A 12,849-nucleotide genomic window follows, 5' to 3' on the forward strand; every position below is an offset into this window, starting at 1 on the left:
CAGTGTCCCACGGCCGGGGTGCGGCGGCGGGCGAGGGGCCGGGACCGGCCGGATGCGGGGCAGAACGTCAGCTGTGGAGGGACCTCATCGCTGATTGGGGATGAACGCCCTTCTCCGCTGATGTTCTGCGGGCGGTCCTCGCTAGAGGTCGAGTCCGTAGGTGCGCGTGGGCTCGATCCCGGGCGGGTTCTCGCGCTCGGGGAGCCGGACGAAGCCCATGCTCTCGTAGAGGGCGTGCGCGGCGAGCATGTCGGTGCCGCTGTTCATGACCACGCGCTGGAGTCCCCGCTCGACGGCGAGCATCACCACGAACTCGGTGAGCAGGCGGCCCAGCCCGCGTCCGCGCGCCTCCGGAGCGACCGCGAGCAGCCGCCAGTCGAGCTCGCCCGGGCGGCCGAGGGAGTACAGGGTGGTGCCGGGAGCCGCGGTGGTGACGGTCGCGAGGATCGCGCCGTCCTCCTCCGCGACCCAGACCTCGCCCTCGCGGTCGTGCCGGGCGACGTCGGCGACGTCCGCCGCGTACTCCTCCCCCAGCTCGTAGTCGTGGGCGTACGCGGCGAGGCGCAGTCGGGAGACCTGGGCGTACTCCTCCGGGCGCACCCGGCGGACCAGGACGTCGTCGGCGCTCATGCACTCGCCGCCGCGGTCGGGGCCGGCAGGGCGCGCAGCCCGTGCTCGAGGTCGGCGGGGTCGGCCGCGAGGCAGACGCGGATCCAGCCCTCACCGGTGCGCCCGAAGGCACTGCCCGGCGCGACGGCGACGAGGGTCTCGAGCAGGAACGCCTCGGCCCAGGAGGCGACGTCGCCGTCGCTCGCGTGCGACACGTCGATCCAGAGGTAGAAGGCGCCCTCCGGCTCGCGGAAGCGGATGCCGCGCTCGTCGAGCAGCGCCGTCGCGAGCCGCAGGTTGGCGAGGTAGTGCGCGGAGGCGTCGGCGACCGCGTCCTGCGGCCCGGTCAGCGCCGCGAGGGCCGCGCGCTGGTCGGGCGTCGCGACGCAGCTGATCGACGCCTCCTGCACGGTGACCATCGTCGAGGTCAGGCCGGGCGGGGTGACCAGGTAGCCGACCCGGACGCCCGTCATCGCGTAGGTCTTCGAGAGCGAGAAGACGCTGAAGACGCGGTCGTCGTCGTGGCCGGCCTCCTGCGCGAGCGCGGCGAGGCTCACGTGCGGGCGACCGTAGGTGAAGCACTCGTAGACCTCGTCGCTGATGATCCAGAGGTCGTGGCGGCGCGCGAAGTCCAGCAGCCGCTCGAGCATCGGCCGCGGCAGGACGATGCCGAGCGGGTTCGACGGGCTGTTCACGATGATCGCGCGGGTGCGGTCGGTGACGATCCGCTCGAGCTCGTCGAGGTCGGGGAGGAAGCCGTTCTCGGCACGCAGCGTGTACGGCACCGGGACCGCGCCGATCATCCGCGCGTTCATCGTGAAGGTGGTGTAGCCGGGGTCGGGCAGGAGCACCTCGTCGCCCGGGCCGAGCGTCAGCGTCATCGCCTGGTAGAGCGCCTGCGTGGCGCCGACCGTGACCCAGACCTGCTCGACGTCGGCGCGGAACCCGTTGTCGCGGGCGAGCTTGGCGACGATCGCGCGCCGGAGCTCCATCAGGCCGCCGTTCGGGCCGTAGCCGGTGTCGTCCGCGGCCCACGCGGCGCGGGCCGCCTCGATGATGTGCGGTGCGACGGCGACGTCGGGCTCCCCCACGGCGAGCAGCGTCACGCCGTCCAGGCGGAGGGCGATCTCGAACAGCCGGCGGATGCCCGAGGGCGGAACGGCGGGGATGTGATCGGCGAGTCGGGGCATCGCTGGTCAGGCTACTGGCGGGCTCCTCCCGCGAGATGCCACTTGCGTACGCCCCGCGCGGCGTGTCGCGTACGCAAGTGGCATCTCGCGGGAGGGGACAGGACGGGACGGGGGCGGGCGGGCGGCGGGCGCGGCGCGGTTGAAGGGTGGCGGCGGGTGCGCTAAAGTTCCTTGTTGGCTTGCGCTCCACCATTGGCGTGTGTGGAGTGATTCAGAAGCCGGCGACCTCCAGTCGCACCGGGATGGCGTTTCCACGCCACCGGAAGGGGCACTCCGTCGAGTAGCCGGCTGCACACACATCCGAGAAGAAGGTAATAGACGTGGCAAACATCAAGTCGCAGATCAAGCGCAACCTCACCAACAAGAAGGCGAACGAGCGCAACAAGGCCGTCAAGAGCGAGCTGAAGACCGCCGTCCGCGCGGTGCACTCCGCCATCGCCGCCGGCGACACCGAGAAGGCCGCCACCGCGCTCGCCTTCGCCGCCAAGAAGCTCGACAAGGCCTCGAGCAAGGGCGTCATCCACAAGAACCAGGCCGCGAACCGCAAGTCGGCCATCGCGAAGCAGGTCGCCGCGCTGTAAGGCTGCGTCTCGCTGCAACGACGAAGGGTCCGGCCTCTGGCCGGGCCCTTCCTCGTTTCCGCTCGCCGTCGACGGACTCCTCGTTCCTCGTCGTCCGTCGCGCGGTCGGCTTCCCGAGGTGTCGCGCTGGGAGGAGCGGGTCGCGATCCGGCTACGACGATTCGCTGGCACGCGAATCGCCTGTTCGCCTGCGGGGCCGCGGCTCCAGCACCACCGGCGTCGGCTCGCCAGGACACCGCGCAGCACGAGCCCGCACGACCTCATGCTGGTCGAGTCGCCCCACAGGCGACCACATGCTGGTCGAGTGGCCCCGCGGGCGACCACATGCTGGTCGAGTAGCCCCGCAGGGGCGCATCGAGACCCACCACCGCAAGGGCGTCCGGTAGCGTCGCCGTGACGGACGACTCCCGCAGGGAGCTGCCCGCGCACGATCGGGGGATCATGACCAGCACGGAGACGGCGAAACCGCTGAGCCAGGACAGGGCGATCCTCCTCGGACTGCTCGGCATGATCGTCGTGCCGACCGCGATCGTGGTCGGCACGAACTCCTGGACGGAGCCCGAGGCTGCGGACTGGGTCAGGATGGCCCTCGGCTCGGTGATCGCCGCGCTCGTCTCCGTCGTCTCGGCCTGGTGGCTCGCCTTCGACCGCCGTCGCGCGCACGCTCCCGGCCGCACCTGGTTCTGGGGCGTCGCCTCCGTCGTCACGCTCGTCGCCGTCTCGACGATCTCCTCCGCCGCGGATCGACTCACCCGGCTGATCGAGGCGGGCTGACGGTGACCGCACCGCTCGACGCCACGACCTCTCCCGTCCGGCAGCGGACCTCCGGACACCGGGCGCGGATCGGCTTCTGGACCGTGGCCTGCCTCGGCGTCCCCGCCGCGCTCTTCTCCTGGTGCTGGTTCGGCTTCGCGATGGCCGAGGCGCAGTCGGAGCAGGGCAAGGCCCTCGCCGCGGGGACGACGATGGCGGGCTTCGGGGAGTCCGTCGGAGGAGTACCGGTCGCCGTCGCGCACGTCGTCGGGCTGATAGTGCTCCTCGTCCTCGCGCACAGGGCCTACCCGGGCTCGGCACTCGTCTTCGCCAGCACTGCGGTGATCGTCGCGTCGGTGCTCGGGCTCGGCGTCGCGCAGCTGCTCTTCGGCGGAGCCGTCTTCCACTTCGACCCGGAGAACCGGCAGACCTACGTCCCCTGAGACCGGGGTGCTGACGGGTCGGATCTCGATACGCCCGCTCCGCGGGCTACTCGATCAGCATGGTTCTGCGCGGCGGGCCCGGTAGACGCGTGCTGGTCGGAGGAGCCCCCGGGTGGCGGGTCGGGCACGTGCATGCTGGTCGAGGAGCTCTGCCCGGGGTAACACTCCACACCCGCACGCTCCCCGAGGAGCTCGGCCTGGCGGGCCCGGCACGTGCATGCTGGTCGAGTAGCCCCGCAGGGGCGTATCGAGACTCACCGCCACCGGCCGGAGAAGTGCTGAGCGTCAGACCCCGCGCGCCGAGATGACCGACACCATGCGCTCCAGCGCGAAGACCGGGTCCCGGGTCGCGCCCTTGACGTTCGCGTCGGCCTCCGCGACGGTCAGGATCGCCGTTCCCAGGCCGTCGCCGGTCCAGCCCGCCAGATCACGCCGGGCGCGGTCCACCTGCCACGGCGCGAGTCCCAGCCGCGAGGCGATCTGACCGGACCCCTCGCGGGACCCGGCGACCTTCGCCATCGTGCGCAGCTTGCTCGCGAACGCCGCGACGATCGGCACCGGATCCGCACCCGATGCCAGCGCGTGCCGGAGCCCCAGGAGCGCCTCACCGTGCCGCCCGGCGATCGCCGCATCGGCGACCGTGAACGCGGTGGTCTCGACCCGACCGCCGTAGTACTTCGCGACCGTCGCCTCGGTGATGTCTCCGGTCACGTCGGAGACGAGCTGCTGGCAGGCCGAGGCGAGCTCGTCCAGGTCGTCGGAGAACGCCGACACCAGCGCCCGCACCGCACCGGTGGTCGCCGTGCGCCCGGCGGTGCGGAACTCCGCGATCGCGAAGTCGACCTTGTCGCTCTCCCGCTTGAGCTCGGCGCAGACGATCTCGATGCCGCCGCCGGTGCCCGAGCGGATCGCGTCGAGGAGCTTCTTGCCGCGGTTGCCACCGCCGTGCCGCAGCACGACCGTCGCGCCGTCCGCGGGCTGGGCGAGGTACTCGATCATCTCGACGAGGAACGCGTCCGAGCACTTCTCGACGTTGGAGACGCGCAGCAGTCGAGGCTCGTCGAACAGCGACGGGCTCGCCAGCGTCAGCAGCTCCCCCGGCGCGTAGCCGCCGGCGTCGATGTCGTTGACCTCGAGACTCGGGTCCTCGGCGCGCAGGAACTCGCGGAGGAACCGCAGTGCCCGGTCGGCGAGGAACTGCTCGGGTCCGGTGATCAGCACGATCGGAGCGGGTCGCGTCTGGTTCCACGCGAGCTGCGGGATCGCCGCCTTCGAGGGGGCCGCCTTGCCGCGCGCCGGGGCTCTTCCTGCCATGCCGTCGTCCTTCCGTGACCCTCGATTCTACGAGTCCGTGGACACCCGCTGGAGAAGCGAGGAGGGGTCGCGCCGTCAGGACGGACCGCGCCGTCGCTGCCTCTCGAGGAACTTCCGCCGATACCTGCGGGAGTCGGAGAAGGCACCGATCCCCGTTCCGACCAGCGCGACCGCGGAGAGGACGATCCACCACGGCGGCTGGTGCGGCACCGCGGCCAGGAACATCAGGACTGCCAGGTGGGCGAACACGACCAGAGGGATCGAGACGCCCGGTTGATCCCGGAGTTCCGGTCGTTCCTTCCGAGTCACGCCGGCTCCTTCTCCTCGTCACGCCACGTCGAGCCCGTATCCAAGCAGTCGGCGACGTCCGGGACCGACCCGCGGCGCCAGGCTGTGCACTCCGTCGCAAGACACCCGCGGATCGGGTTCCGGCAGCACCGTCCTCCCCGGCGACCGGCGACCCTCGGCCGAGCACGGGCGTGATTCCTCCTCCCTGCTCGTTCGAAGCGGCCACCGGGGCGGCGGCTCCACTCGTCCAGACGACGACCCCCTCCGGTCGGGAGGAGAGCAGCACCGTCCCCTCCAGGTCCGTCCGCAGGGCGCGGGTCCCGCGCTCGGCCAGCAGCGCGAGCAGCGACGGCGTCGGATGGCCGTAGGTGTTGTCCGCGCCGACCGAGACGAGCCCGATGCGGGCGCCGAGGGCGTCGTAGAGGGCCGGCGACTGGTCGGCCGAGCCGTGGTGCGCCACCTTGACGACGTCGACGCGGCCCGGATTCAGACGCGCGAGCCGCCCCTGCTCCTCGGCGCCGAGGTCGCCGAGCATCGCCAGCGAGAGCGGGCCGCCGGTCTCGTCCGCGGCGATGTCGATTCGCAGGGTCACGCTCGCCTCGTTGCCGCGGAGGGTGGTCCCCCGGTCCGGCCAGACGACCCGCCAGCGCAGCGAGCCGACCGAGCCGCTGTCGCCGCGCGCCGCCTCCTGCACCGCTGCCCCGCCGGACACGAGGTCGGCGCGATCGCGGGTGTCGCCCTCGTCCGCCACCGGGCCGACGAGCGCCTCGTCGACGCGCCCGACGACGGCCGCCAGGCCGCCGACGTGGTCGAGGTCGTAGTGGGTGAGCAGCAGCAGCGCGAGGCGGTCGATGCCGAGCAGGTCGAGGCACGCGTCGAGCCGCTCCGGCAGCGGTCCGGTGTCGACGAGGACCACCCCGGCATCGCCGCGGACCAGCACCGCGTCGCCCTGCCCGATGTCGCACATCGCCACCCGCCAGTCCGACGGGACCGCTCCGGAGCGCAGCAGCGGCGTCGCCACGCTCGACACTCCCCCGACGACCAGCGCCCCCGCGAGCACGGTCGCCGCGACCTGTCGCACCCGCGCGAGCCGACGCGAGCGGGTGACCAGCACCAGGGCGAGCACCGTCAGGACCGTGAGCGCCAGCATCCCGCCGAGCCCGGGCAGCCAGGCGATCCGCGGCGACGGCCAGGTGGCGACGGCGCGCGCGATCGAGGCGATCCACCAGGCAGGCACGGCCGCGAGACGGATCGCGACGTCGGCGCCGCCCGGCCACCACGGCGCCAAGAGGCAGCCGATCAGTCCGAGTCCGGTGGCCACCGGGGCCGCCGGCTCGGCGAGCAGGTTCGCCAGCACCCCGTAGACCGGGATCGACGGGTCGATCAGCAGGACCGCGGGCTGGCAGGCCAGCTGGGCCGCCAGCGGGACCGCGACCACCAGCGCGAGTGGACGCGGCAGCACGTCGCCCAGCCGGTCCGCGATCGGCTCCGCCGCGAGCAGCAGCCCGCCCGTCGCCAACACGGACAGCACGAAGCCGAGCCGCCCCGCGATCGCGGGATCGACGAGCATCAGCAGGACGACACTCGCCAGCAGCGCCGGGACCGCCGCACCCGACCGGCGTCCCAGACGCGCGAGCAGCACGACGCTCGCCATCACGGCCGCGCGGACGACGCTCGGCTCCGGAGTGACCAGCACGACGAACGCCGCGAGGACCGCCAGAGCCGAGACGGTGCGGAGCCGACGGCCGGCGCCGAGCAGCGCGGCGACGAGCCAGCCGGCCGCGACCACGACCGCGCAGTTCGCTCCGGACACCGCGGTGAGGTGGGTGAGCGAGGCGGTCCGCATGTCGTCCTCCAGATCGGACGGGAGGGCGGAGGTGTCCCCGGTCGCGAGGCCCGGCAGCAGGCCCGCCACGTCGCCCCCGAGCACCGCGGTCCGGGCGAGGAAGCCCGAGCGCAGCACCTCCGCGACCGCCGACACCCCCACGGGCGGGCGCCGCTCGAGCACGGCGCTCGCCGCCAGGAGCGTGCTCTCGCCGACGACGCCAGGCTCCTCGGCCCGAGCCCGCAGCACCACCTCGGAGCCGACCGGCAGCCGCCCTCCGGGCTCGGCCAGGAACACCCGCACCGGCGCGGACATCGGCTGATCCTCCAGCTGCAGTGCGGTGCCGTCGAACCACACCCCACCGGTGACGAGCGGCCGCGCGGACGTCTCGACGCGGACGAGCACGGCCTGAGCCGCTCGGGACTCCGCGGCCGCCCGCAGCTCCGGCGGATGCCGCTCGGGAGTCGTGACGACGACGGAGGTGACGGCCAGCGCCGCTCCCCCGAGCGCCACCGCGATCCCGGCCAGGACGACGGCCACGCGCCGCCGACGGAGCACGCCGAGAGCCAGAACGGCGACGAAGCACACGGACCACGCGACCGTGCAGAGCAGCACGCCGCCCCCGAGAACGGCGGTGACCGGCAGCAGCCCGGTCGCCGCGGCCGCCGCCCAGGCCGAGAGTGCGAGCGGCAGCAGCCGCAGGTCCTGAGCGCGGATCACGGTGCCACCTGCTCGCGGAAGGCCTCGAGCGTCTTCTCGCCGACGCCGGGCACCTCCAGCAGCTGGTCCACGGAGGTGAACGGCCCGTGCTCCTCGCGGTAGGCGACGATCTTCGCCGCCGTCGCGGGCCCGATCTCGGGAAGCTCCTCGAGCTGTGCGGCCGTGGCCGTGCTCAAGCGGACGATCCCGCCCGCGCCGGCAGCACCTCCGGCGGCCGGAGCCGTGCCGCCCGGTGCGACCGCCGCACCCCGCTCCGGGACGAGGATCTGCTCGCCGTCCACGAGCCGGCGCGCGAGGTTCACGGCGGCCCGCTCGGCCGGCTCCGTGAAACCACCCGCCGCCGCGAGCGCATCGGCCACCCGCGCACCGGAATCGAGCAGATACAGGCCGGGCGCGGCGACCGCTCCGGCGACGTGCACGTAGAGCACCTCACCGGGGCTGCTGCTCGCCGCGGGCGTCGCGTTCCCTTCCGTGGAGGAGGGCGCTCCGGACGGACCCGCCGCAGCAGTGACAGCACCGGCCGGCGCGAGCACCTCCGTCCGGCCGCTCGCCCGCGTGCCGGCGAGGAGCACTGCGACGACCGCCGCCGCGATCACCAGCACCATCGCCGCACCGACTCCGATCCGCCAGCGCGAGCGCGCTCGCCGCGGACGGCGCAGCAGCCCCGCGGGGTCGTCGGCCTGGCTCGTCTGCTGCATCCGACGACGCTAAAGCGGCCCGGTTCGGGCGATCAGCGACGCCTGCGGATCAGTGGACGAAGCTCGACATCCCGTCCTGTGGAGGATGCCCGACCCGACCGCTCAGAGCAGTCGCAGCCGCCCGACGATCTTGTCCACGCGGTTCCTCGGCCCGATCAGACCGACCGCCAGGTACTCGACGAGCTCGGGCCCGGTCGCCCTGAGCACCTCCCGGTACTCGTCGTACACGCGCGTGTCCTGCGCGGCGGCGGGCATGTCGGCGACGAACGTCCCCTCGTGCGCCTCCGCCTTCGCCCGGATCGTCCGCAGCGTCGCCGCGTCGGCCGCGAGCACGGTGCAGCCCGCCCACGGCAGCCCCGGGTGCTCCGAGCCCGAGGCGTCCTGCGCCGCAGGACCGAGCAGCCCGGGCACCTGCGCACCGGTAGCCGCGGCGACGCAGACGGCGGCGTTCACCGCGCGCCCGATGGGCAGTGTCTCGTCGACCACGACCACCCACTTCAGACGGGCGGAGCGGGTCGGCGCCGCGGTGTCGATCTCGTCCTCGCTGTAGCCCGCGAATGCAGTGCTCATCGTCGTCCCTCCTCTGGTCGATCCTCCCGACCGGCCGCGCTCACGATAGGCGGATGCGCGAGCATCCCGCAGGATGGCCGTATGAACGACCAGCAGAACCGCGATGGAGTGGTCCTCGACGCGCTCGACATCGCCATCCTCCGCCTCCTCCAGTCGGATGCGCGGATGTCCAACCGCGACGTCGCCACCGCGGTCGGCGTCTCCCCCACCACCTCGCTCGACCGCATGCGGCGCCTGAGAACCCGCGGCGTCATCCGCGGCACGACCCTCGACGTCGACCTCGCCGCGATCGGCCGCGGCGTCCAGGCGCTGATCGCCGTCCGGATCCGGCCGCCGTCCCGCGAGGTGATCGAGTCGTTCCGCGACTGGGTCAGCGGCCTCGAGCAGACCCTCGGCGTCTTCGTCACCGCCGGCAACGAGGACTTCATCATCCACGTCGCCGTCCGCGACAACGACGACCTCTACGCCTTCGTCATCGACCGCCTCACCGAGCGCCGCGAGGTCGCCGACGTCCGCACCTCGGTCGTCTACCAGCACATCCGCAACGGCTCGGTGCCGCCCGCCTGATTCAACGCGTCGGAGTCCCCTCCGCTCCCACGGCAGCAGGGTCAACGACGGTTCTTCGTCCCCGCCGCCGCATCGGTGCGCAGCATCAGCGCCATCGTGGCGAAGGCGACGGCGGCGACCAGCGCCGGCAGGTGAGTCAGGGCCCCGAGCGAAACCGGGGCGGCTCCCCAGGAGACGCTGATCGCGAGCGCTGCGACGATGAACGCCGACAGATCGACTCCGAGGTGCTGCGTCCGCCGCACTGCGACCGAGGCGAGCAGCGCGGCGGCGACGATCGCGTACGCCGCCACGACGATCGCCGCCATGTCGAGAGCACGGAGTGCGGTGAACGCCGCGTCGAACAGGATCATCGCGATCAGGAGCGAGGCGATGATGCGCCGCAAGGAGAGGTAGAAGGCCTGCATGAGCACTCCCGGGGTCAGAGGAGGAACGAGACGGCATCAACGTCGATGAGCATCAATGCCGGGAAGACACGAGAGACAGCACTCTTACACGTATGGAGACGGTGCACCCTGGCCTGACGTCGGGCGACGGTCGGCTCGACGTCCTGGCGTCGTCAGCTCAGGCACCTTGCGGATCACGGCAGGCCTCACCGCCCGGGACAGCGAGTCGGGTCGGGAACGCCGAAGGGGCCCCTCCGCAGTGGAGGGGCCCCTTCGAGAACACCAGGTGGGCGAGACGACCTAGGCCGGCTTCGTCACCAGGTTCACCAGGCGCGGCGCCCGGACCACGGCCGTGACGACCTCGCGGCCCTGCAGCGCCCGCGCGACACCGGTGGCCGCGCGCGCCTTCTGCTCGAGCTCGTCGGAGGAGATCTTCGGCGAGACCTCGATGCGGTCGCGGACCTTGCCGTCGACCTGGAGGATCGCGGTGACCTTCTCCTCGACCAGGAGCGTCGGGTCGGCCTTGCGCCAGAGCGCGTGCGCGACCGAGCCCTCGTAGCCGAGACGGTTCCACATGTCCTCGGCCGTGTACGGCGCGAACAGGTTGAGCGCCATCGCGACGACCTCGGTCGCCTCGCGGACGGCGGGGTCGCCCGCGCCGGCACCGGAGTCGATGACCTTGCGGGTCGCGTTGACCAGCTCCATCAGGCGCGCGACGACGACGTTGAACTTGAACGCCTCGATCAGCGAGGGCGACTCGGCGAGGAAGCGGTGCGTCTGCCGGCGCAGCGCCGCGTCGCCGTTCTTCCACTCCACGTCGGGCTTGGTTGTGACGTCCTTCGCCAGGCGCCAGGCGCGGGCGAGGAACTTCGCGCTGCCCGACGGCGAGACGTCGGCCCAGTCGATGTCGTCTTCGGGCGGGCCGGCGAACGCCATCGTCAGGCGCACGGCGTCGACGCCGAACTCGTCCAGCTGGTCCGACAGGCGGACGATGTTCCCCTTCGACTTCGACATCGCGGCGCCGTCCATCTGCACCATGCCCTGGTTGAGCAGCGCGGTGAACGGCTCGGTGAAGGAGACGTAGCCCAGGTCGAAGAGCACCTTGGTGATGAAGCGCGCGTAGAGCAGGTGCAGGATCGCGTGGGTGACGCCGCCGACGTACTGGTCGACGGGCGCCCACTTCTCGGCGAGCTTCGGGTCGAACGCCTGGGTGTCGTCCTTCGGCGAGAGGAAGCGGAGGAAGTACCACGAGGAGTCGACGAAGGTGTCCATCGTGTCCGGGTCGCGGCGCGCGGGGCTGCCGTCGTTCGGGTTGGCGACGTTCACCCAGTCCTCGGCTGCGCCCAGCGGAGACGAGCCCTTCGGCTGCAGGTCCAGGCCGTCGGTCGAGGGCAGGCGCACGGGCAGCTGATCCTCGGGGACCGGGATCAGCTCGCCGTTCTCGCCGTGGATGATCGGGATCGGCGTGCCCCAGTAGCGCTGGCGCGAGATCAGCCAGTCGCGCAGGCGGTAGTTCTTCGCCGAGCGGCCGCGGCCGCGCTCCTCGAGCAGCTTGATCACGCGCTCGATGGCGGTGCGCTTCGACAGTCCGTCGAGGGGTCCGGAATTGATCAGGCGGCCGTCGCCGGTCAGCGCCTCGCCGGTGGTGGCCGGGTCGAGCGAGTACTCCTTCTCGAGCGCGGCAAGCTCCTCCGGGTCCTTCGGGATGACCGGGATCGCGCCGGTGACCGACGCGGTGGTGTCGACGACGACCCGCACGGGCAGGTCGAAGGCACGGGCGAAGTCGAGGTCGCGCTGGTCGTGCGCGGGCACGGCCATGACCGCGCCGTGACCGTAGTCGGACAGCACGTAGTCGGCCGACCAGATCGGCAGGCGCTCGCCGTTGACGGGGTTGATCGCGTAGCGGCCGAGGAACACGCCGGTCTTCGGGCGGTCGACGGTGAGGCGCTCGATCTCGCTCGACTTCTGCACCTTCTCCAGGTAGCTCTTGAACGCGGTCTGCAGCTCGGGCTCGGCGCCCTCGACCAGCTCGGCGGCCAGGTCGGAGTCGGGCGCGACGACCATGAAGGTCGCGCCGAAGAGGGTGTCGGGGCGCGTCGTGAAGACGGTGATCCGCTCCTCGCGGCCCTCGATCTCGAACTCGACGTCGGCGCCGATCGAGCGGCCGATCCAGTTGCGCTGCATGGCGATGACCTTCGACGGCCAGGAGCCCTCGAGCTGGTTGAGGTCGTCGAGCAGGCGGTCGGCGTAGTCGGTGATCTTGAAGTACCACTGGGTGAGCTTCTTCTTCACGACGACGGCGCCGGAGCGCTCCGAGGTGCCGTCGGCGAGGACCTGCTCGTTCGCGAGGACGGTCTGGTCCACCGGGTCCCAGTTCACCCAGCTGTCCTTGCGGTACGCGAGGCCCTTCTCGTACATCTTGAGGAACAGCCACTGGTTCCACTTGTAGTACTCGGGGTCGGAGGTGTGCAGCACGCGGTCCCAGTCGAAGGACGCGGCGTAGCGCTTCATCGAGCGCTTCTGCTGATCGATGTTGTCGTAGGTCCAGGTGACCGGGTTGAGGCCGCGCTTGATCGCCGCGTTCTCGGCGGGCAGGCCGAAGCTGTCCCAGCCGATCGGGTGCAGCACGTTGAAGCCCTGCTGGCGCCAGTAGCGGGCGATGACGTCGCCCAGCGCGTACGCCTCCGCGTGGCCCATGTGCAGGTCGCCGGAGGGGTACGGGAACATGTCGAGCACGTACTTGCGCGGGCGCTTGTCGGTGGAGTCGCCGGTCGCGAACGGCCGGGTCTCCTCCCAGATCGGGAGCCACTTCTCCTGGAGCGCGCGGAAGTCGTAGCGCTCCTCGTCGGTCGGGCCGGTTTGCTGGGAGGTCTCTTCTGCCACAGGTGTGTCCTACTTCTGTGAGGGT

General features: G+C 72.0%; 12 protein-coding genes and 1 pseudogene. 4 read left to right on the top strand and 9 right to left on the bottom strand.

Annotation, left to right across the window (positions count from 1 at the left end; all coding sequences use genetic code 11):
• Window positions 1–141: 141 nt before the first annotated feature.
• Window positions 142–630: a GNAT family N-acetyltransferase gene (locus MT351_RS07470; RefSeq protein ID WP_243581775.1), complete on the bottom strand. Its 489-nt coding sequence runs from the start codon at window positions 628–630 to the stop codon at window positions 142–144.
• On the bottom strand, window positions 627–1,799 hold the full coding sequence (locus MT351_RS07475; RefSeq protein ID WP_127886275.1) for a pyridoxal phosphate-dependent aminotransferase: 1,173 nt from the start codon (window positions 1,797–1,799) through the stop codon (window positions 627–629). The genes MT351_RS07470 and MT351_RS07475 overlap by 4 nt, the downstream gene beginning before the upstream one ends.
• 320 nt (window positions 1,800–2,119) lie before the next feature.
• Between MT351_RS07475 and rpsT the strand changes: the two genes are divergently transcribed.
• The 3 genes from rpsT to MT351_RS07490 all read left to right on the top strand — a co-directional run bounded on the left by rpsT (window position 2,120) and on the right by MT351_RS07490 (window position 3,576).
• Window positions 2,120–2,380, top strand: coding sequence for a 30S ribosomal protein S20 (rpsT, locus tag MT351_RS07480; RefSeq protein ID WP_123445612.1), 261 nt, complete (start codon window positions 2,120–2,122; stop codon window positions 2,378–2,380).
• Between the two features lie 441 nt (window positions 2,381–2,821).
• Window positions 2,822–3,154, top strand: coding sequence for a hypothetical protein (locus tag MT351_RS07485; protein ID WP_243581777.1), 333 nt, complete (start codon window positions 2,822–2,824; stop codon window positions 3,152–3,154).
• A 2-nt stretch (window positions 3,155–3,156) separates the two neighbouring features.
• Complete coding sequence (locus MT351_RS07490; RefSeq protein ID WP_243581779.1) at window positions 3,157–3,576, top strand: hypothetical protein; 420 nt, start codon at window positions 3,157–3,159, stop codon at window positions 3,574–3,576.
• A gap of 285 nt (window positions 3,577–3,861) precedes the next feature.
• Here MT351_RS07490 and holA read toward each other — a convergent pair whose 3' ends face one another.
• The 5 genes and pseudogenes from holA to MT351_RS07515 all read right to left on the bottom strand — a co-directional run bounded on the left by holA (window position 3,862) and on the right by MT351_RS07515 (window position 8,991).
• Complete coding sequence (holA, locus tag MT351_RS07495; protein WP_123735445.1) at window positions 3,862–4,890, bottom strand: DNA polymerase III subunit delta; 1,029 nt, start codon at window positions 4,888–4,890, stop codon at window positions 3,862–3,864.
• Window positions 4,891–4,965: 75 nt separating this feature from the next.
• The gene (locus tag MT351_RS07500; RefSeq protein WP_243581780.1) at window positions 4,966–5,139 is read right to left on the bottom strand and encodes a hypothetical protein; all 174 of its coding nucleotides are present in this window, start codon (window positions 5,137–5,139) and stop codon (window positions 4,966–4,968) included.
• A gap of 814 nt (window positions 5,140–5,953) precedes the next feature.
• Window positions 5,954–7,318: pseudogene (locus MT351_RS20415) on the bottom strand (ComEC/Rec2 family competence protein); the annotation flags it as partial.
• 401 nt (window positions 7,319–7,719) lie between these two features.
• Window positions 7,720–8,421 (bottom strand): ComEA family DNA-binding protein, encoded by a 702-nt coding sequence (locus tag MT351_RS07510; protein WP_243581784.1) that lies wholly within the window; start codon window positions 8,419–8,421, stop codon window positions 7,720–7,722.
• A 102-nt stretch (window positions 8,422–8,523) separates the two neighbouring features.
• Window positions 8,524–8,991 carry a DUF2000 domain-containing protein gene (locus MT351_RS07515; protein ID WP_243581786.1) on the bottom strand — a complete coding sequence of 156 codons (468 nt, stop codon included), beginning with the start codon at window positions 8,989–8,991 and terminating at the stop codon, window positions 8,524–8,526.
• An 81-nt stretch (window positions 8,992–9,072) separates the two neighbouring features.
• Here MT351_RS07515 and MT351_RS07520 point away from each other — a divergent pair, with 81 nt between their 5' ends.
• Complete coding sequence (locus MT351_RS07520; protein ID WP_243581788.1) at window positions 9,073–9,558, top strand: Lrp/AsnC family transcriptional regulator; 486 nt, start codon at window positions 9,073–9,075, stop codon at window positions 9,556–9,558.
• A gap of 41 nt (window positions 9,559–9,599) precedes the next feature.
• Here the strand turns inward: MT351_RS07520 and MT351_RS07525 are convergent, their stop codons facing one another.
• Both MT351_RS07525 and leuS read right to left on the bottom strand, forming a co-directional pair.
• Entirely contained in the window at window positions 9,600–9,962 is a 363-nt protein-coding gene (locus MT351_RS07525; RefSeq protein WP_243581790.1) for a hypothetical protein, read from the bottom strand.
• Window positions 9,963–10,241: 279 nt separating this feature from the next.
• Window positions 10,242–12,824, bottom strand: a complete 2,583-nt coding sequence (leuS, locus tag MT351_RS07530; RefSeq protein WP_243581792.1) for a leucine--tRNA ligase — start codon at window positions 12,822–12,824, stop codon at window positions 10,242–10,244.
• Between the last annotated feature and the right edge of the window lie 25 nt (window positions 12,825–12,849).

The sequence above is a fragment of the Rathayibacter sp. VKM Ac-2926 genome (genome assembly GCF_022815565.1).
GTDB classification, from domain to species: Bacteria; Actinomycetota; Actinomycetes; order Actinomycetales; family Microbacteriaceae; genus Rathayibacter; species Rathayibacter festucae.

Coding starts and splice junctions, on each gene's coding strand:
- MT351_RS07485 (WP_243581777.1), top strand. CDS start 2,822: ATGACCAGCACGGAGACGGCGAAACCGCTGAGCCAGGACAGGGCGATC.
- MT351_RS07520 (WP_243581788.1), top strand. CDS start 9,073: ATGAACGACCAGCAGAACCGCGATGGAGTGGTCCTCGACGCGCTCGAC.
- MT351_RS07470 (WP_243581775.1), bottom strand. CDS start 630: ATGAGCGCCGACGACGTCCTGGTCCGCCGGGTGCGCCCGGAGGAGTAC.
- holA (WP_123735445.1), bottom strand. CDS start 4,890: ATGGCAGGAAGAGCCCCGGCGCGCGGCAAGGCGGCCCCCTCGAAGGCG.
- MT351_RS07510 (WP_243581784.1), bottom strand. CDS start 8,421: ATGCAGCAGACGAGCCAGGCCGACGACCCCGCGGGGCTGCTGCGCCGT.
- MT351_RS07525 (WP_243581790.1), bottom strand. CDS start 9,962: ATGCAGGCCTTCTACCTCTCCTTGCGGCGCATCATCGCCTCGCTCCTG.
- MT351_RS07515 (WP_243581786.1), bottom strand. CDS start 8,991: ATGAGCACTGCATTCGCGGGCTACAGCGAGGACGAGATCGACACCGCG.
- MT351_RS07475 (WP_127886275.1), bottom strand. CDS start 1,799: ATGCCCCGACTCGCCGATCACATCCCCGCCGTTCCGCCCTCGGGCATC.